16 protein-coding genes and 1 pseudogene are annotated in these 19711 nt (G+C 46.5%); 7 read left to right on the top strand and 10 right to left on the bottom strand.

The features are described from left to right. The first annotated feature begins 56 nt into the window (after nt 1-56). The 6 genes from ACFQ3J_RS14095 to ACFQ3J_RS14120 all read left to right on the top strand — a co-directional run bounded on the left by ACFQ3J_RS14095 (nt 57) and on the right by ACFQ3J_RS14120 (nt 6971). Nucleotides 57-1802, top strand: a complete 1746-nt coding sequence (locus ACFQ3J_RS14095) for an ABC transporter ATP-binding protein (RefSeq protein ID WP_091153627.1) — start codon at nt 57-59, stop codon at nt 1800-1802. Beyond that, the gene (locus tag ACFQ3J_RS14100; protein WP_251582237.1) at nt 1792-3588 is read left to right on the top strand and encodes an ABC transporter ATP-binding protein; all 1797 of its coding nucleotides are present in this window, start codon (nt 1792-1794) and stop codon (nt 3586-3588) included. The genes ACFQ3J_RS14095 and ACFQ3J_RS14100 overlap by 11 nt, the downstream gene beginning before the upstream one ends. A 246-nt stretch (nt 3589-3834) precedes the next feature. After that, the gene (locus ACFQ3J_RS14105; RefSeq protein WP_091153622.1) at nt 3835-4899 is read left to right on the top strand and encodes a WXG100 family type VII secretion target; all 1065 of its coding nucleotides are present in this window, start codon (nt 3835-3837) and stop codon (nt 4897-4899) included. A 291-nt stretch (nt 4900-5190) separates the two neighbouring features. Then, complete coding sequence (locus tag ACFQ3J_RS14110; RefSeq protein ID WP_251582239.1) at nt 5191-5658, top strand: hypothetical protein; 468 nt, start codon at nt 5191-5193, stop codon at nt 5656-5658. A gap of 218 nt (nt 5659-5876) precedes the next feature. Continuing rightward, the gene (locus ACFQ3J_RS14115; protein WP_091153617.1) at nt 5877-6701 is read left to right on the top strand and encodes a hypothetical protein; all 825 of its coding nucleotides are present in this window, start codon (nt 5877-5879) and stop codon (nt 6699-6701) included. Nucleotides 6702-6797: 96 nt separating this feature from the next. Continuing rightward, entirely contained in the window at nt 6798-6971 is a 174-nt protein-coding gene (locus ACFQ3J_RS14120; protein ID WP_251582243.1) for a hypothetical protein, read from the top strand. An 86-nt stretch (nt 6972-7057) separates the two neighbouring features. Here ACFQ3J_RS14120 and ACFQ3J_RS14125 read toward each other — a convergent pair. The 3 genes and pseudogenes from ACFQ3J_RS14125 to arfA all read right to left on the bottom strand — a co-directional run. Then, nucleotides 7058-7210, bottom strand: a pseudogene (locus ACFQ3J_RS14125) (ABC transporter permease); the annotation flags it as partial. 130 nt (nt 7211-7340) lie between these two features. Next, the gene (locus ACFQ3J_RS14130) at nt 7341-7577 is read right to left on the bottom strand and encodes a hypothetical protein (RefSeq protein ID WP_251582245.1); all 237 of its coding nucleotides are present in this window, start codon (nt 7575-7577) and stop codon (nt 7341-7343) included. An 86-nt stretch (nt 7578-7663) separates the two neighbouring features. Next, nucleotides 7664-9178: an arabinosylfuranosidase ArfA gene (gene arfA / locus ACFQ3J_RS14135; protein WP_251582247.1), complete on the bottom strand. Its 1515-nt coding sequence runs from the start codon at nt 9176-9178 to the stop codon at nt 7664-7666. Nucleotides 9179-9376: 198 nt separating this feature from the next. On the opposite strand from arfA, the gene ACFQ3J_RS14140 reads away from it, so the two are divergent. Next, entirely contained in the window at nt 9377-10282 is a 906-nt protein-coding gene (locus ACFQ3J_RS14140) for an ArsR/SmtB family transcription factor (protein WP_251582249.1), read from the top strand. A gap of 53 nt (nt 10283-10335) precedes the next feature. Here the strand turns inward: ACFQ3J_RS14140 and ACFQ3J_RS14145 are convergent, their stop codons facing one another. The 7 genes from ACFQ3J_RS14145 to ACFQ3J_RS14175 form a co-directional block, all read right to left on the bottom strand. Beyond that, nucleotides 10336-11139 (bottom strand): C40 family peptidase, encoded by an 804-nt coding sequence (locus ACFQ3J_RS14145; protein WP_091153612.1) that lies wholly within the window; start codon nt 11137-11139, stop codon nt 10336-10338. A gap of 405 nt (nt 11140-11544) precedes the next feature. After that, nucleotides 11545-12708 carry a multiple monosaccharide ABC transporter permease gene (mmsB, locus tag ACFQ3J_RS14150; protein ID WP_091153609.1) on the bottom strand — a complete coding sequence of 388 codons (1164 nt, stop codon included), beginning with the start codon at nt 12706-12708 and terminating at the stop codon, nt 11545-11547. Beyond that, nucleotides 12701-14251 (bottom strand): multiple monosaccharide ABC transporter ATP-binding protein, encoded by a 1551-nt coding sequence (gene mmsA / locus ACFQ3J_RS14155; RefSeq protein WP_251582251.1) that lies wholly within the window; start codon nt 14249-14251, stop codon nt 12701-12703. The genes mmsB and mmsA overlap by 8 nt, the downstream gene beginning before the upstream one ends. Before the next feature lie 36 nt (nt 14252-14287). Continuing rightward, nucleotides 14288-15373, bottom strand: coding sequence for a multiple monosaccharide ABC transporter substrate-binding protein (gene chvE, locus ACFQ3J_RS14160; RefSeq protein WP_091153606.1), 1086 nt, complete (start codon nt 15371-15373; stop codon nt 14288-14290). Between the two features lie 254 nt (nt 15374-15627). Next, nucleotides 15628-16833 carry a response regulator transcription factor gene (locus tag ACFQ3J_RS14165; RefSeq protein ID WP_251582253.1) on the bottom strand — a complete coding sequence of 402 codons (1206 nt, stop codon included), beginning with the start codon at nt 16831-16833 and terminating at the stop codon, nt 15628-15630. After that, nucleotides 16830-18689 carry a cache domain-containing sensor histidine kinase gene (locus tag ACFQ3J_RS14170; RefSeq protein ID WP_251582255.1) on the bottom strand — a complete coding sequence of 620 codons (1860 nt, stop codon included), beginning with the start codon at nt 18687-18689 and terminating at the stop codon, nt 16830-16832. The genes ACFQ3J_RS14165 and ACFQ3J_RS14170 overlap by 4 nt, the downstream gene beginning before the upstream one ends. Continuing rightward, nucleotides 18679-19680 (bottom strand): substrate-binding domain-containing protein, encoded by a 1002-nt coding sequence (locus ACFQ3J_RS14175; protein WP_091153602.1) that lies wholly within the window; start codon nt 19678-19680, stop codon nt 18679-18681. The genes ACFQ3J_RS14170 and ACFQ3J_RS14175 overlap by 11 nt, the downstream gene beginning before the upstream one ends. Nucleotides 19681-19711 lie beyond the last annotated feature (31 nt).

Genomic DNA, 19711 nt, shown 5'->3' on the forward strand with positions numbered 1-19711 from the left:
CTGCCCTTTTCTTGCCGTGTTTGACGAAAATAATAGCCAAGGAGATGACCTACCCTATGCAAGATCGAAGTATGCTTCGCCATTATGTCGGTTCTCACTGGCCTTCCTACCTCGCTGCCATCCTGCTGATCATCATCTCAAATATTGATCAGGCTCTGCTTCCCCGTGTCGTTGGTAATTTCACAGATGAACTGCAGCTTCAAACGCTTACCATGGAAAAGATTATTTACTACAGCCTGCAGCTACTCCTCATAGCCGTGTCTTATAATGCGCTGTTTGGCTTGGGCCAATTTATGATTATGCGGCTCGGACGCAGATTCGAGTACGTCACTCGCGAGAAGCTGTTCGGCAAATTCTCAGAGCTGAGCGAGAAATATTTTGCCAAGCAAGGTACAGGTAAGCTGCTCAGCTATGTGATGAACGATGTAACCTCTGTACGTGAAGCGATCTCGAATGGGATTAACCAAACAACGAACGCGGTCTTTCTGCTCCTGTCCTGTATCGTTATGATGATGATTGACGGTATTCCGCTAACGTTGATTGCGATCAGCATCGGTCCGCTGCTTGCCATTCCTGTTCTCGTCGTCTACTTCGGACCACGGATCCGCGAAAGATCCAAGCATGTCCAGGAAGCGCTTGCATCCATGACCGAATCCGCTGAAGAGCAGCTGGGCGGGATTCGGGTAACCAAGACCTTTGCCATAGAAGAGACGCAGCAGACCCGATTCGGTGCATTTGTCGATGCGATTCGAGATAAGCAGCTGCGGCTCGTAAGACTGTCCTCCTTGTTTCAAGCCCTTCTGCCACTGCTCGGCGCTGTTTCTCTAGTCACCTCTATTGTTATCGGCGGTTACATGACGATCCAGAATACAATCAGTTTGGGAAGCTTTGTGGCTCTAACCCTGTATCTGCGCATGATTATGGGCCCCCTTCAGCAGATCGGAAATGTGATCAATATGATGCAGCGGTCCAGCGCATCGCTCGACCGGGTGAACAATCTGCTGGCTGAAATCCCGGATGTCAGAGAAGTGCCGGATGCCTTTCCGCTAAGCAAGGTCGAAGATATAACGATTAAGGACTTATCCTTCAAATATCCTGGAAGTAAGGAACACGCGCTGCATAATATCAATCTCGTCCTTCCGGCTGGCAAAACCATCGGCATTGTGGGCCGAACAGGCAGTGGCAAGAGTACACTTGTCAAACTACTGCTGCGCGTCTATGAGCCGCCTGCAAACACCATTTTTATTAGCGGTCTCGATATCAGGCAATTAAAGCTTGAGAGTCTTCGTTCCAAATTGTCTTACGTTCCACAAGATGGCTTCCTGTTCAGCACGACCATTCGGGATAACATTGCCTTCAGCGACCGCAGCGCATCCCAGACTGAAGTAGAAGGGCCGGCGAAGCAGGCGATGATCTTTGATAATATCATTCGGTTTCCGAAACGATTTGATACCCCTCTCGGAGAACGCGGAGTCACCTTATCCGGAGGACAACGTCAGCGCACGAGTCTTGCGAGAGGTCTGATGAAGAAGGCGCCCTTGCTGATTCTGGATGATAGTATGAGTGCTGTCGATGCCGTAACGGAAACAGGCATATTGAACAGCTTGAAGAAGGAACGGAAAAATAAATCCACGCTCATCATTTCTCACCGGATCAGCGCAGTTAAGCATGCCGATCTCATCATTGTTCTGGAGGAAGGACGAATTGTGGAGCAAGGCAGCCATCGGCAGCTCATGTCGCTGAGCGGACAATATGCCTCACTTGCCCGCATTCAGGAGGAGGGGTTAAATCATGGCATCTAAACCGAATCGGAGTGCATTCCGTGAAATATTGAGCTATGGCCGGCCGCACCGTATGAAGTTTGTACTCATCTTCTTCTGTTCACTGCTCGGCATCGCCGCCGAGCTCTCTCAGCCTTACCTGATCAAGATCGCCATTGATGAACATCTCGCGATCGGAAATACCGAGCTTCGTTTTCTCGTATACATTGCCGTACTATACTTGGTTCTGTCCATTATCAGCTTCATCTTCACGTATATACAGAACAATCTGCTCCAATTCACCGGACAGAGCATTGTCGCCTCGCTGCGCAAAGATTTGTTCAAGCATATCACAAGAATGTCAATGTCCTTCTTTGACCGCAGACACAGCGGAAGCCTGGTGACGAATGTATCCAGTGATACCGAGACCATCAGCCAATTCTTCACACAGGTACTGCTTAGTCTGATTCGTGACGGCATGATGCTCATTATGATTATCTTTTTTATGTTCCAGCTGGATGTTACACTTGCCGCCTACTCCTTGGCTGTACTTCCGGTCATCGCTATCGTTGCCGTCCTGTTCCGCAATTATTTGAAGGAGACGTATCAGCAAGCGAGAACCCGGCTGTCCAGACTTGTCGCCTTTATCGCAGAGAACCTGTCTGGGATGTTCCTGATTCAAGCATTTCATCAGGAGAAGGAGCAGCTGAAGCAGTTTAATGAACAGAATGCGAACTACTACTCGGCCAATATCCGCCAAGTTCGCTCCAACGTCATCTTTAACCGGACATTTGATATACTGGGCAACATCGCTCTTGTATTAATGGTTTGGCTGGGCGGGCAGGCTGTGCTCGGCAAATCTATTGAAGTCGGGGTGCTGTATGCCTTTATCAGCTATATCCGTCAGTTTTTTCAGCCGATTAACCAAATCACGATGCAATGGAATACGTTCCAGTCCACGACCGTATCTATGGAACGGATATGGAGCATTCTCAGTACAGAGCCGGAAATTCCAGATCCGAAGGATGACGATACAGTAAGCCTGACACCGGAACAAGTGAGGGGCAAGATCTCATTCAACCATGTATCCTTTGGATATTTAGCTGACCAGCCGATCATCCATCAATTGAATCTTACGATACCACCTGGAGAAATGATTGGTGTCGTAGGAACAACCGGTGCGGGCAAGAGCACCGTCATCTCTCTGTTAAACCGTTTCTACGATGTAACGGAGGGCAGCATTCAAATCGATGATATCGATATCCGGAGGCTGCCACAGCAGACCCTCCACCGGATTGTCGGTCTCATTCAACAGGAGCCCTTCCTCTTCTCGGGATCGATCATTGACAATGTGCGGATGTTCCGTGAGGAGATCAGCCGGGAAGAAGTGATCAAGGCGTGCAGCTATGTAGGTGCAGATCTGATGATCTCAAGATTACCAGAGGGCTATGATACGCATTTGTCAGAGCGAGGAAGCGGACTGTCTGCCGGAGAAAGACAGCTGATCTCCTTCGCCAGAATCGTTGTATTCAAGCCTCGCATCCTTATACTCGATGAAGCGACAGCGAATCTCGACTCTCATACCGAGCAGCTGGTCCAGTCTGCACTCGAATCCGTCTCCGAAGGAAGAACGACGATTGTCATCGCGCACCGGCTGTCCACCGTGATGCATGCAGACCGTATTCTGGTTATGAAGGATGGCTCTATTGTCGAGTCTGGCACCCATCCAGAGCTTATGCGGCATGGCGGCTACTACAGGGAGCTGTACGATCACGCCCTGGAATCCGGCACGACCTCCAAGGAACATACGCATAATGATGTAGGATGAATACACGATTTAACAATTAAGCCGACGGGTAGATTTTCAGCCTGTTCGGCTTTTTGTTCATAATGCAAAAAGATGGACTTTGGTTGCAGTTCCTTGTCACGGGCTTCTTACAAAAGTCCTGTTTTATCCGACTTTCGTTGCCAATTAAACGTTTCTGACATTACAATTAATGGGTATATATACCAAGTTAAAGACTTCTAAGCTTCCATATAAGTAAGAACCAACTATACGAACGAGGTGAACAAGGTGACTAGAATTGTTGTCCCTCCTGAACGGATCCAGGAAATATCACAGCAATTTGCTCAAGCTTCTACGCTCACTAGCAGTATGATCTCTAACCTGAACGGACAGATTCTGTCTTTGCAGAGCAGATGGGCTGGCATTACACAAGAACGTTTTTTTCAAGAATTTCAGGTCGCTCGTGGACAAATGGAGAGTTTTACAACTTCTGTTGCATCCATTGGAACAGAACTTCGCTCCATTGCTGTTAAATTTGCTGAAACAGATCAGACAGCAGGCAACGGAATACATACGGATGGTAGTTCGCAAGGGCAAAAAGCAAAGGAAACCCTATCCAGCCTATTTGATCAAGGAACGGAAACATGGAATACAGCCAACGGAATTCGCGGGAACTTGGCGCTCGCAGGAACCGGCATGTACAGTATACTGGCAAGCACTCTTGTGCTGACCAAGACGGTAGATTTTAAGCGCAGCTCAAAGAACCCTACCCGGGCGGTCGTCCATAACGCCAAGTGGGTAAATGGCAAGAGCTCTAATGCATTTCTGAACAACCTGGCACGCCGAATGGATAAGCAGTTCCGAAATCCCGGTATTGTCATGAAGGGACTTAAAGGCTTCGACAAGCTGGCGGGAACCTTGAAAATGGGTAAGCTTGGGCTCGGCTTCAGTAAAGCGAGCAGCTTCCCTCAGTGGACTCGCAATGTCGTAGCCGGGGTACAAAAAGGGCAGTACGGCATGAAGATATCCGCAATTCCTAAAATGATAGGAAAGAGACTGTTCCCGATTAACGTTGGACTGAATGTCGTGGATGAAGGGATTAAAACCGCTGCAAAAATTAAAGCAGGAACTCTTACCGGTACGGATATCGCCGTATCTGCTTCCAATGTCGTAATTAAATCTGCTGCAGCTGGGGCAGGTGCAGTGCTCGGCGGAGCAGCCGGATCCGTACTTGGACCTGCTGGCGCTGCAGTAGGCGCATATATTGGAGGCACAATCGGTTCGGTTGCGGGGGGACATCTTGCACAGGCTGCCGAGAAAGGAATCAAGTGGGTCAGCGGACTGTTTAAATGATGTTTGGGAAGACATCGATGACGAAAATAACTTATTCCCGCAAGACAGCTATGCTATACATGGTGAAATTAAAATAATTACCCATAATCTGCTTAGAAGCAAGGAAGCTAATGTGCTTAAAGAGCTTCGTTTCAACTGGAATCGAAATAAACACATGAAATAATCTTCAATTCGCGCCAATGGAAGATACAATCGGTTCAATTCCGTGGGACATCTTGCTTAAGCTGTGAAATAAGGAATGAAGTGAGTAAACGGACTAAGCAAATAACCTTTTGGAGGCAGTATACTACCATGACTTCAGTAACCTTTGAACGCAAAACCGCTATCCGCAACACTCTTATCTGCTTCTTATTTATTATTGTAGGCTTATTTCTTACCTGGGAAGTAGTTAATGGAAGGCATAGCACCCTCTTTAGAATCTATTATGCTTCTGGTGCTTTCCTTAGTTTTTGGTTTATGGGCCCTCATTTCTACTGGAGCGCAGTCAGGACAATCGGCAGTAATAGTTTATTTTCCTATAATCATGAAGGCATTGTGTTAAACGATAATCACACCATTCCTTGGAATCGGATCAAGAAGCTTGAGAGCATCGAGGGGAAAATGAATAAATTTTTGCTCCCTGTACCCTCTCACTTTCTTCTTGTACTGAACGATCAGTCCGAACAGAGAATTTATACTTACAGTCTGTTGAAAGACAAGGACATAGAGGTACTAAAAGAGCTGCGCTCCGCCTGGAATCTTAACAAACACAAGAAATAATGTACCACTCCAAAAGTTTGAACCCATTAAAAACTGTCCTATATATTATGGAGGCAGCATTATCATGACAGTGATTACTTATAATCGAAAATTTGCTGTTTTGCACCTAGTCCTTTTGAAATATTTTATTACTCCACAGCAGCAATCCTGTGCTAAACCCTTAAATTAAGAATCAACCAACCACCTAAATTCAATCCATATATTCAGAAGGAGATCTTATGGACAAACCATTAATTACGTTATCAATCGAAGAATTTGGTTTCGCACTCGCTTCCTTGGGCGCAGATGACGTCGCAGCCGGCCTAATGAAACCGATGTATGGTGAACTTAAAGAGAACGAATGGGAGCTTGTGCTGAGAGCAGCATCACACAGCCTTCTATCCAAAGGCCTTATCACTCGTATGGAAGAAAATGAAATTGAATTTGTACCTGAGCTCCTGGATATGCTTGTTCATTTTGCAAAGAGCCGGAGCATGCTGCGCGGATACACGGATTGGGATGGACAGGAGAAAGTACTGACCATTCATAAAGGAACGGAATCCGGTGATCCGTACCTCTATCATCTGTCGATTGATCAGCGTATCCACCTCTTTACCTGGACAGAACCGAGTGAATGGGAAGAAGAGATATATCGCCTTTATGTGGGACAGAATCGCAAGTTTCCATCGGAAAATGCTACAAGCTTCCAGTTGCCTGAATCAGGCTGGAATCAACTGATCGAGAATCCTTCGGAAGAGCAAGTAGAGCGCTTGCTGAAGGAATGGGCGATTCAAGATTCGCAGCATGAAGTGATCCGGTCCTGGTGCTCTGAATTTCAAGCATCCGGTAGGAGTCTGGACAATCTAAGCATCATGAATTACTCAGAGGAAGAACTGCCGGCTGCCGAGAAGATCCTGCTTCTCCTCCATACGAACAACTACTTCTGGAGCATCTACGACACACAGCTGGACAAGGACAAGGAAGCACTCATCACCGTCGAACGTTCGGGAGAGAACAACTTCCGTCATCAGCTGCAGCAGATGATTGAGCAGTTTAATTCCTGAAGGTAACCTCCCTTCAAATGCATGAACAGGTATAAAATTCAGGTCCACTTGAAAAAATACTTGTTGATGCTGATGACGGGAGGAGGTGTGTTACTGATGAGCAAATCAAAGAACCAAGCTACAAAAGCCGAGGTCAACTCCACGAAGCTGAACAAGCTGCCGGTACCTGGAGAGGATGACACTGAATTTTCTGCTGAAGAAGCAGCTCATGTGTTTGAGAAGCAGCCTTCATCCCAAAATAACAATCTGGAGCAAGATCCGAATCTGTAGTTAAATAGAGCTGAACAGAGATCTTCTCTATACAAAATAAAGCTTCTCGGCGTAAATAGTGCCGGGAAGCTTTTTTACACCGTTACCTATCGCAGAGCGCTGGAGCTGACAACCCCGTACCGGGAGAGAAGTTTTCGTCCAATAAGTCCTACGATTCTGTCCGTAATAAATCCCATAAGTCCCAGGCGCAATAGCCCAACAAAGATCCAGTCCGTGCGGAAGAAACAGTGTGCCATCCATCAAGAGCTCGTATCCGCCCTGCAGCGTATAGAGCGGACCAAGCAAAATCTCCGGTTCATAGATGAGAGACAACAGATGCCATACGATGATCAGCTCTACCTTACCGCATCATGCATGCCGAACCCACATTCACCTCGCAGCACCGACGAACAAAAAAAGGCCAGAGCTTCGCATACTTGCGACTCTGGCCCCCACCCACGCCCCCATAAAAGGGGATGCGAAGATGTTTTGAGGTTTGCCTCCAGCGATTAGCGGAGAGATGAATGTGGAGAGAGGAAGCGACAGCGCTCGTTTTTTGTCTGCTGATTCCTTCCTTGCCTGGCGTCTAATCCGGGAATCAGCAGACAACTTACGATCCGAACCCACATTCACCTCGCAGCGATCTTAGCTGGATTACCAGCGCCCATCGCGCTAGCGCCCTCCTCCCTCACTCACTTTCTAAACCTCAACTCTTACTTCGCACTCACCTTCAACCGAATGACATTCCAGCTCGCCTTACCCAGCTGTGCAGATACCGTCGTACCATCTACAACTGCTTTTCCGTTCTTATGCGGAGCAACCCGGTCTGGCTGAGCAGCTGTATTCACTGCCTTCAGATCATCACTTTCGAGCACAATATGCTCGATGATCTGACAATTGCCGAAGCTGCGCAGATCCACTTCCACTGGCAAGGACTCATCGAGATGACGGTTTACAGCAAAGACGGTAACTTCTTCTGCCTCTTCATTGTGGATCGCGAGCGCTTCAAGATAAGGTACATCTGTAATTTCCTTCGTATCGTATTTAGGAGATTGAATCAGCGGTACAAGTGCTTGACCCCGACCGTAAATAGAAGTGTGCAGATAAGGGTAGTAGATCGTCTGCTTCCAAGCAGCCCCGCCATTCTCTGTCATAATTGGAGCAATGACGTTGACAAGCTGAGCGAGACAAGCCATTCTCACACGGTCGGAATGCTTGAGCAAGCTGATCAGCATGCAGCCAACAAGCAGTGCATCCTCATGGTTATATACATCCTCAAGCTGTGGAGGAGCGATCTGCCATGGCTCCATCTTGCTGTCGTTCTCATTAGAGTGGAACCATACGTTCCATTCATCAAAGGAGAGAAGCATTTTCTTCTTGCTGCGCTTCTTCGCTTTAATATAATCACAGGTTGCAGTCACAGTCTCAATAAACTGATCCATTTCAAGAGATCTCGCCAGGAACAACGCAGAATCCTGGTCGCGATTACCGTAATATTGATGCAGGGATAAGTACTCCACATGATCATAAGTATGATCAAGCACAGTCGCTTCCCACTCTGGGAAGGTCTTCATATGAATACTGGAGCTTCCGCAGGCAACAAGTTCAATGGTCGGGTCTACCCACTTCATAACTTTGGCTGCCTCAAGCGCGACTCTTCCGTATTCTTCTGCTGTTTTATGACCAATCTGCCAAGGACCGTCCATCTCGTTACCAAGACACCAAGTCTTCACGTTATGCGGGTCTTTGTAGCCATGCTTGATACGCAGATCACTGTAGTATGAGCCGGAAGGATGATTGCTGTACTCCACAATATTGCGGGCAGCGTCGACTCCACGTGTACCCAGGTTAACTGCCATCATGACCTCGGTATTGGCCTTCTTCGCCCAATCCACAAATTCATTGAAGCCAAACTCATTGGTTTCCACTGTACGCCATGCCAGCTCCAGACGGCGCTTGCGATCTTCCTTCGGACCCACACTGTCTTCCCAATTGTAACCGGATACAAAATTCCCCCCTGGATAACGGACAATCGGAACCTGAAGATCTTGGATAAGTCCCATTACATCCTGACGCAAACCAGCTTCATCTGCAGTCTCATGACCTGGTTCGTAAATGCCTCCATATACAGCACGGCCTAAATGCTCAATAAAAGAGCCATAAATTCTTTTGTCCACTTCTGCAATTCGGAAATCTTTGTCAACGATCATCTTTGCCTTATCTGCCATGAATTATGCCAACTCCTTAAATTAATTTAATCATTAATCCTTCAAGCAAATCATAATTCCCTCTTTTATTAAAATCCAAATAAAACTTAATTGCAATAACATTTTTGAATTTCACAAAATTTCATTGAATTTATTTAATCATTAATCCTATAATAATAGATAAGTATAAATCAACTGATTCAGGAGCGAATAGAACCTATGATAAGAGCAAATGCTGAAGATAAATGGCTTCCTCTGTACGAAGCGTTAGCGAGCGGTGTACGGCTATCCATTATCCGGCTACTGGCAGAGCAGCCTATGAATATTAAAGAGCTTGCTGCCCATCTTGAATTAAGCAGCGCGATAGTAACCAGCCATGTCCGCAAACTGCAAGAGGTGGGCATTGTTGAATCCAAGATGATTCGCAAGGATGGCGGTACGCATAAGATCAATTCCCTGGCTGTCGATTGGATTGAGATTATGATGCCGAAAAAGGTTCAACAGCTTGCCGTCAAGTATAAGGAGACCTCTATTCCTATCGGACATTATACCGAGTTTGAAGTGTATCCGACTTGTGGTTTGTCAACGACAGAGAAAGTCATTGGACAATATGATGATCCGCGTTATTTTCTCGATCCAGAACGTGTGAATGCACACATCCTATGGTTTGGCCGTGGTTATGTAGAATATAAGATTCCCAATTACTTGCTGCAGAACGAGCAAATAACAGAGATTGAAATATCATTTGAGATCGGTTCTGAGGCACCAGGCGTTAATCCCAACTGGCCTTCTGACATTTCCTTCACCCTAAACGGGATACCGCTCGGAATATGGACAAGTCCTGGAGACTCGGGACATGGCAGAGGTATCTTCACACCGGAGTGGTGGCAGGATGAGGTGAATCAATATGGACTCTTGAAGGTCATTCGTATCACGAACAAGGCTACGTTTATTGATGGACAGCGCATGTCAGGTATGACCATCCAGGATATACCGATAGAACGTAATCAATGGACCTTCCGTCTCGCTGTTGAACAGGACGCGCAGCATGTTGGGGGATTAACATTGTACGGTGAAGGCTTCGGTAATTATAATCAGAATATCATTCTGAGGCTTTACCACTGAATTCAAAAAAAAGCCTCTTCCGCTAGGAAGAGGCTTTTCTTAAATAACTTATATTAAAGTGCGCTTCCTCCATACAGGAAGCGGTATTCCCAATGCTTGCCTTCGAAGGTATCCACTTTTACACCGCCGGATTCAGTAGAATACGTATGAAGCATTTTGCCGTTACCCAGGTAAATAGCGACATGCGTAATTCTTGCTGAGCTCTTGTTGATTCCGGAATAAGAAGACTTGCTTGAGCCTTTGTAAGACATGAAGAACATCAGGTCTCCACGTTTCAGAGAAGAAATGCTGGATTTCGCATTACCTTTGTTCTTAACATAAGTTCCTTGTTGACGGGAATCTGCCGGAAGCGTAATCCCAGCGCCATCCATGAATGCTCGTCTTACAAAAGAAGAACAGTCAAACGTCTTCGTGCTGCTGCGTGGTGCGCCGAACTCATAAGGCGTTCCAAGGTACTTCGCACCTGCGTCGATCACTTTTTCCACAGTAGCTGAGCTAGTGCTGTTTGCAGAGACGCTGTCACCGCTAGAGGAGCTGCTTCCGTTAGAGGAGCTGCTTCCGCTTACTGTTTTTGTATATTTAGAAGAAGAAGAAATGTATCCTGTATTTCCTTTTGTATCTTTAACTTTAAGCCAGCTGGATCCAGATGTTCCAAGAACGGACACGGTTTCTCCCTTTTTCAGCATACGAATGACAGATGAAGAAGTTGTTGCTTCCTCTCTGAGGTTAACACCGTAGATAACTTCCTTTGTCGTTGTAGCTGCATAAGCCTGGCTTGAGAATACAGGCATGCTCACTGAGCCGAACATCAATGTGGATGCAATTGCTGCAGTTAGTATCTTTTTTGTAACCTTCATGTTGTAGAACCTCCTGAAGTTTTAGGTTTTGTTAATTCCTCATGGCATCGCCTTGCCATCAACTGTCCCCATTGTAGGACAGGCAAGCAAGCTAAATCATCGGACTTTAGTCCTGATCGATTCACCTTCAATATAGGTCTATATGACCATTGTAGTGAACCAGAAAAATAGACTTTCGAATATCCATTCTATTTTTTTCAAAGCCAAAAACACTTATAAATCAGCATAAAAATATTATAAAACAAGAAAAACAGCCTTTATTTAAATAGGTATATAGACCTATAAAATTAAAGGCTGTTTTATGAATTGGATAAACTTACTAGTATTCACGTTGGATATTATATCCGTCAATAAATTTTGTTTTTATTTTTTAACCTTTTTGTAACCTTTTGAATCGTTTACAGATTAGGCAGATCGCTTGTTCTTGTTGTAAATATCAAACGCTACAGCTAACAACAGTACAAGACCTTTGATCCCTTGCTGCCAGTCGATACCGAGCCCGATCAGTGACATCCCGTTATTCAGTACACCCATAACCAGTCCGCCGATAATGGCGCCAAATACGGTTCCGATTCCCCCTGATGCGGAAGCTCCGCCGATAAAGGCAGCCGCGATAGCATCAAGCTCAAAGTTTGTGCCCGCTCTTGGAATTGCCGCATTCAGTCTTGCGGTAAAGATCAAACCAGAGATGGCTGCAAGTACACCCATGTTAACAAATACCCAGAAGGTAACCTTCTTCGTTTTTACCCCGGACAGGCCTGCTGCCTTCTCATTACCACCAACCGCATAGATATGGCGTCCCATAACCGTCTTATTCATGACAAAGGAATAACCTACGATAAGTACGGCAAGCAGTACCAGGATATTCGGAATACCTGCGTAGCTGGCAAGCGCTACGAAAAATACGTTAACGACGATAGCAATAAGCACCATTTTCATTATAAAGAGCGGTGTAGAACTCGTCTCAAATTTATACTTCTGCTGATTTTTGCGAGCCTTCACTTCATTAATAATGTAAAGTACGGTTACAATAATACCTGCAAGGATCGCTACCAGATTCGTCCCTGCATTCCCGAAGTCCGGAATGAAGCCTGCACTAATCTTCTGGAAGCCTTCCGGGAGAGGAGAAATGGACTGACCTTCCAATACAATCATAGTAAGACCACGGAACAAGAGCATCCCTGCAAGTGTAACGATAAAGGCAGGTATGCGGACGTAAGCAATCCAGAAGCCCTGCCATGCGCCGATCAGCGCTCCGAGTAGAAGCGATAGAATGACCGCTACGACCGGATGCAGATTCATATCTACCATCATAATTGCCGCACAAGCACCAACAAGGGCAGCTACGGAACCTACGGACAAGTCAATATGCCCTGTGATGATGACCAGTACCATACCAATGGCAAGGACGAGAATATAGCTGTTTTGCAAGATGAGGTTCGTAATGTTGATCGGTTCAAATAACAGTCCTCCGCTAAGGACACCGAACAAGATCATAATGAGTATCAATGCTATAATCATGCCGTACTGGCGAATATTATTTCTGAGTAGATGCATTAAGTTATCCATTGTTATGCCCTCCCGATCTGGTCGTTTTCGTCATGTATTTCATCAACAGCTCTTGATTCGCTTCACTCCGATCCACTTCACCTGTGATCCTTCCTGCATTCATAACGAAGATTCGGTCACAGATGCCGAGTATCTCAGGAAGCTCTGAAGAGATAACGATAATGGCCTTCCCTTCATTCGCCAGCTCCTGAATAATCGAATAGATTTCAAATTTAGCCCCTACATCAATTCCTCTTGTAGGCTCATCGAGTATGAGAATATCCGGCTCGGAATAGATCCATTTGCTCAGCACAACCTTCTGCTGATTACCACCGCTAAGGTTCTGAACCTCCTGATGGATGCTGTTCGTTTTAATCTTGAGTCGTTTGCGCATTTGCTCCGCAACGATCACCTCTTCATTCTCATTAATAACAGAAGCCTTCTGCAGCTTGTTAATCCCGGTTAATGAAATGTTTCGCTTAATATCCTGGATCAGTACGAGTCCATAGTCTTTGCGATCCTCAGTTACATAGGCAAATCCATTATCAATCGCCTGATTAATTGTGTTATTGTAAATAACCTTTCCGTCCTTGCGCAGCTCGCCTGAGATTTTCTGTCCATATGCCTTACCAAACATACTCATGGCAAGCTCGGTTCGTCCGGCTCCCATGAGACCGGCAATACCTACAATTTCTCCGCGTCGTACATTTAAGTTGACTCTATCCAGTACTTTGCGATCAGCATGATGCTCGTGATATACTGTCCAGTCCTTGACTTCAAGCATGACTTCACCAATATTTGGCTTGCGTTCCGGATAACGATCTGTTAGATCACGGCCAACCATGCCGCGGATGATTCGGTCCTCGGTCATATCCTTCGATTTCATATCCAGCGTTTCGATCGTCTTGCCATCTCGCAAAATCGTAACGGAATCCGATACCTCGGATACTTCGTTCAGCTTATGTGAAATGAGAATACAAGCGATACCCTGCTTCTTGAACTCCAGCATCAATCTGAGCAGATTTTGACTGTCAGTCTCATTAAGCGCTGCTGTCGGTTCATCCAGAATAAGAAGCTTAACCTTCTTGGACAGCGCCTTCGCAATCTCGACAAGCTGTTGTTTGCCGACACCGATATTCGTAACGAGCGTGTTAGGATTCTCATCCAGCCCCACTTCCTTCAGAAGCTCGGAGGTCTTCGTTATCGTCTCCTGCCAATTGATCACCCCTTTGTTCGCCCGTTCGTTACCCAGAAATATGTTCTCGGCAATGGACAAGTATGGGATAAGCGCGAGCTCCTGATGGATGATGACGATTCCTTTCTCCTCGCTGTCCTTGATCGTTTTGAATTCACATACCTGATCTTCAAATAAGATATCCCCCTCATATGAACCGTGAGGATACACCCCGCTCAAAACCTTCATCAGTGTTGATTTGCCGGCACCATTCTCACCACATAAGGAATGAATCTCGCCTGCCTTCACCTTCAGGTTTACATTCTCCAGTGCTTTGACACCTGGAAATTCCTTTGTAATCCCGCGCATTTCAAGTATATATTCAGCCATGATTTCACCTTCCCGCATCAAAAGTTAACAGTCATTCTATTCGAGCCCAACTTCTTCTTTGGTGTAATATCCGGAATCAATAACCACTTCCTCCAGATTTGTCGCATCCACAGATACCGGCTCTAGCAGGTAGGATGGCACGACGATTTTTCCATTATCGTAGCTCTCCGTATCATTCACTTCTGCTTCCGTTCCAGAGAGAACGCTTTCAACCATTGCGACCGTTCGCTTCGCCAGCTGGCGAGTATCCTTAAATATGGTTTGTGTCTGCTCTCCTCTGACGATAGATTTAATGGAGGACAGCTCTGCATCCTGCCCGGTAATCACAGGCATTGGATTATTCGAGCTTCCGTACCCTACACCTTTCAGGGAAGAAATGATGCCAAGGCTTATCGAATCGGCAGGAGCCAGAATTGCATCAATCCGCTCATTCGAGTAATGCGCACTGATCAAATTATCCATCCGCTTCTGTGCTTCCGCTCCATCCCATCTCAGCGTAGCGATTTGACTCATTGAATTCTGATTGCTTCGTATAACCAGCTGACCGGAGTCAATATACGGCTGCAGGATCGACATGGCGCCGTCAAAGAAGAAGTAAGCATTGTTATCGTCCGGTGATCCGCCAAACAGCTCGATATTAAACGGTCCCTCGCCTTCCTTCAGACCCAGCTTCTCTTCTATATAAGAACCCTGAAGTACACCCACTTGGAAATTATCAAATGTAGCATAATAGGACAGATGCTCCGTATTACGAATTAATCGGTCATAAGCTATGACACGAATGCCTTGGTCATGAGCCTTGCTGATCACATCAGTCAATGTATTCCCGTCAACGGATGCAATTACGATCACATCCACGCCTTTAGTAATCATGTTCTCGATTTGTGCAATCTGATTCTCCACCACATCCTCTGCGTATTGCAGATCGGTCTTGAAGCCTTTCTCTTCAAACAGCTTCACCATGTTATTTCCATCGGCTACCCATCTCTCCGCCGATTTCGTTGGCATTGCTATGCCGACATAGCCCTGACTCTCGCTGCCGCTTGTCGTCTCCGCAAGATTACATGCACTCAAAGAGATAACGAGCACGAAGAGAAGAAGATAGGTTAATGCTTTCTTCATCGGTTCCACCCTTTCGCTTGTACGATTGTGCCTGGATTAAAGCTTCTATAGTGAGCGCTTTCATATCCATTGATCCCTTGTTTCTTCTATAATGATATCTCATCCCTTCTTGAAACGTCTTTGCACATTTCCAACCGTTTTTATAAAAATCAAACCTTTCTTGGCAATATACCGACATGAGTCTCCAGACAGCAAAAAAACGCCTTGCGGCGCTTTTTAAGGATAGGAACTATAATAAATGCGCTAATTATCTTCTAAACAAAGCCCCCACCCTTGCGATATTTATTCGGGGAAATGCCAATGACCTTCTTGAATGCAGTACTGAAGTAATGCTGACTCTCATATCCGATATGATCTGCAATCTCATGTATGGCAAGACTGCTGCTATTCAGCAGTTGTATCGCTTTGTGAATTCGTATCCCTGTCAGTAAGGAAATAAATGAATCTCCGAGCTCCTTCTTCAGCATGCGACTCAAGTACACAGGCGAAACTCCCAGCTCAGAAGCAACCAGCTCCAGTGACAAAGAGTGATTATGATAATGCTCCTGCAAGTATTGCCGGGCTCTTCGCACGAGCGGAGATAGCGAAGCCTCCTGATAAATGCATTCCTTGCACAGGTTATATGCTTGCAGTAGTTCCGTCTCCGCTCCAACCTCTTCGTAAGCCGTGTGAATCGTTACGCCCAGATTCTCCTTTGCCGCCTCCTCGATTTTAATAAGCAGCTCTGGGGTGAACCTGCTCCAGCTGATGCCCACGACCAGATCTGCTGCATTTCTAAACACAAGCGCTTCAGAGGTGCCAATCAGCTCTTCAACAATGTTCTTGACCGCATAGAGATACAGCTGACGATCGCCTTCCTTTAATATTGTATTCGGCATGCTTGCCTCCGGCCAACGGATCACAACACAGCTTGCGGGAGAAGCAGCAGGAAGCGAGAGCAAGCTGAGCTGTATTCTAATTTCGTCTTCATTCAGTCTGCCCTGCACCCATTCCTGTCCCAGCTGCTCTCGCAGCACCTCTCTTCTCTTACGAAGATGCTCCCTGGCAGATTCCTGTTTTTCCTTCTCTAGCTGTTCATCATCCAGTGAGGTCTTGATTCGCTGCAGCACCTTCATAAGCTCTTCAGGTTCAACCGGCTTCAATATATATTCCTCAACACCCAGCCGAATCGCTTGCTGGGCATAACTGAATTCATCATATCCTGTAATGATAATGCATCTGCATTCCTGCTTCTGCTCTCGAAGCGCCTGAATAAATGAGATGCCGTTCATGATCGGCATATTCATATCCACAAGCACAAGATCGGCTCCTCGCTCTAAGGCAAGCTCCAGCGCTTCTGCTCCGTCTTCTGCAAGTCCGATTACTTCCATTCCAAGAGAAGCCCAGTCTACCGACTCGCTGATTCCTTCACGAATGATGGGCTCATCATCCGCAATCAATACTTGATATGGATTGTTCATAGCTCCTCCTCCTGTTCGTGGTCAGCCATGACTTGCGGCTCGGTCAACAATGGATGTCTAATCGTGACCGTCGTTCCTTCTCCCAGCGTGCTGTCCAGCTGCACGCCATAGTCTGTTCCGAATGCGAGCTGAATCCGGGCCTGCACATTTAACAGTCCGTAGCTCTTCTGTGACTCCACATCTTCATGCTGCTTATCTATGGTGATCAAGGGATTTGCAAGCTTCCCTCTCATCTGCTGAAGCCGATCCTCGTCCATGCCCGCACCATTATCTGTGATCGTAATCAGAAGATAATCGGTTTGCTGTTCCACCTGAATTCGAATGATGCCTGCACCGCGCCTAGCCTTAATGCCATGATAGATCGCATTCTCAACGATCGGCTGCATGATCAGCTTGACCACATAGAATCTTCTGGCCTCCTCCTGCAGCTCAATCTGGCAGTTCAGCCGGTCCCGATAGCGGGTCTTCTGGATCTGCAAATAGCTGCTGATATGATCCATCTCTTCCGACACCGGGATCATGCTGCTTCCCTTGCTGAGTCCGATCCGAAATAATCGGGATAACGATTTCACCATTTCGGACACATCCTCCGCTCCCTGCTTACGCGCCATCCAGTGGATGGTATCCAGTGTGTTATACAAAAAGTGCGGCTTGATGTGTGCGGTAAGACTGCGCAGCTCGGCTGCCTGCTTCTGTTTTTCTTTTCTCCGGTTTATCGCCATCAGCTTCTTGATCTCCTGCAGCATACGGTTGAAGCTGACACCGAGCATCCCGACCTCATCCCCCCGGTTCCCGAGATTACGCAGCGTCATATCGCCTTTTTCCGCTTTTTGCATCAGGCTCATCAGGTGATGAATCGGTCTTGAGATCGACTGTGACAGCATGTAGGCTGCCGTTAATCCAAACATGCACACAATAAATAAATAGCAAATCACATAAAAATGAATTTCTCTTACGGCAAATGCCGAATCTCCTGTATTAAATACTCCGATGGTACGCCAGCCTGTGTAAGAAGAGGTCTGGTATTGAAACTGAAAGTTCTGATCTCCGACTTGTTTCGTAAAGGTTCCATACGAAGCATCCTCAAACCAGGAGCTCTCCAGCTGAGTAATGATCGACTGATCCGGTGCGTAAATTTTATTCCCCTCCTGATCCTGGATCATTAAATATCCATCTTTACCAAGAGTGACATCCCTTGCAATGCCAGAGATCGAGAATAGCTTCAGGTCAATCAGAATAACACCTCTATTCTCCCTCGTCTCCGGATCAACCAAAGCTCTGGATACTGAAACTACTTCATCCGGCGTATAGTTCACATGTGTAGTCACTCTCCGCTCTCCAGGATGCCCGATGACCGTAAATATCCCTTTCTGATCCACGGCATCCTGATACCATCTCTCTTCTGTCAGATCTGTATCTTCTACAGCGTACATTTCGTTGCTTATATATTCGCCTTCTTTATTAATAATCATAATACCTGCAATATCGGGATGAAGGGTCGTAAACCCCTGCAAAAAAGCTTGAATACTTCCTGAGCTCTTCACTCGCTCTCTTGCTTCGGGATCACCATCAATAAACTGCTGAACATCCTCATCAAATTCGGTGAGATAGGTGATGTTCTGCAAATTCTCGATGGACTTGTCGAGCGACTGATTCACTTTGCCGATCAGCTGCAGTGTATTATCTTCGACCTGCCTTTCCACAATTCGATCCACTGTCCAATTGACGATCAGTCCGAGACCAAGTGCAGGAACGATACCAATCAGTACAAAAAGAATGGAGAGCTGATAACGCAGAGGCATTTGACTGAATTGAAGCCGGTTCCATAACCGTATAGACCTGCGCTCATTTCGCATAATACTGCTCCACATTTTGTCTGGTAACGACATTGATGCCTGTATCGACCTGGACTGGAACCGGTGACACCTCTTCTGTCGCAGAAGGTGCCGGAATCGTCAGATCATGATGAAGATGAAATAAATATTGTAAGGACCAGTAGCCCATATTCCATGTTCCCTGCGCGATGCTGGCGGCAATGACACCTTCCTTGATCAGATCAAGCGTTGCTTTATTCGTATCAAAGCTCACGATCTGAACCGGGCTCGCATGATGCTGAACCGCCTCAGCGACACCAACACCGCTTGCTGCCTCGCTAACAAATACTCCAGCAAGATCCGGGTACTTCTTAAGCAACGCCTGCGTCTCTAGCTCCGAATCCTCCGCATTCCCTTTTCCATTGACCGTTTCGACAACCTCCATCATCGGATAGGTGCTCTCCAGCGTATCCTTGAAGCCTTGAATCCGCTCCGTATGATTGTGCTGTCCCGGCACAGTCACGATCGCTACCTGTCCCTCTCTTCCCGTCAGCTTCGCCATCTGAGCTGCTGCTGTCGCTCCTGCGTTGTAATTATTCGTTGCCAGGAACGAGTAGGCTTTACTGTTCGGTGCGCCTGAATCAAACAGCACCACCGGGATGTTCTCATCAATCGCGCGGTCGATAGCGCCATCTAGCCCATCCGTATCTATAGCAGAGATGGCAATGCCTGCCGGTTTCTTGGCAATCACCTGGTCCAGCACCATAATCTGCTCCTCAAGGTCGTATTCGGTTGCGCCTCTATATTCAATAGACACATTCAAAGCATCTGCTGCATCCTCAAAGCCCTTAAGCACACTCTTCCAGTACTCAGATCCGGATTGGAAGGTGACCATCACATAACGCTCTGACGTTTCCCCTCGAAGTCCATTACTTTCAAATCCGCTATTGCCGTTGTCCTCAGTCATATATTGAAATATATAAACCAAAAATGCGAATATTAAAAGCGTATAGATCAGCATCATCTTCTTCAATGTAGCTACGCCTCCCCTATCCCTTCCACTG

It is taken from the genome of Paenibacillus provencensis, assembly GCF_042678545.1.
Lineage (GTDB): Bacteria > Bacillota > Bacilli > Paenibacillales > Paenibacillaceae > Paenibacillus > Paenibacillus provencensis.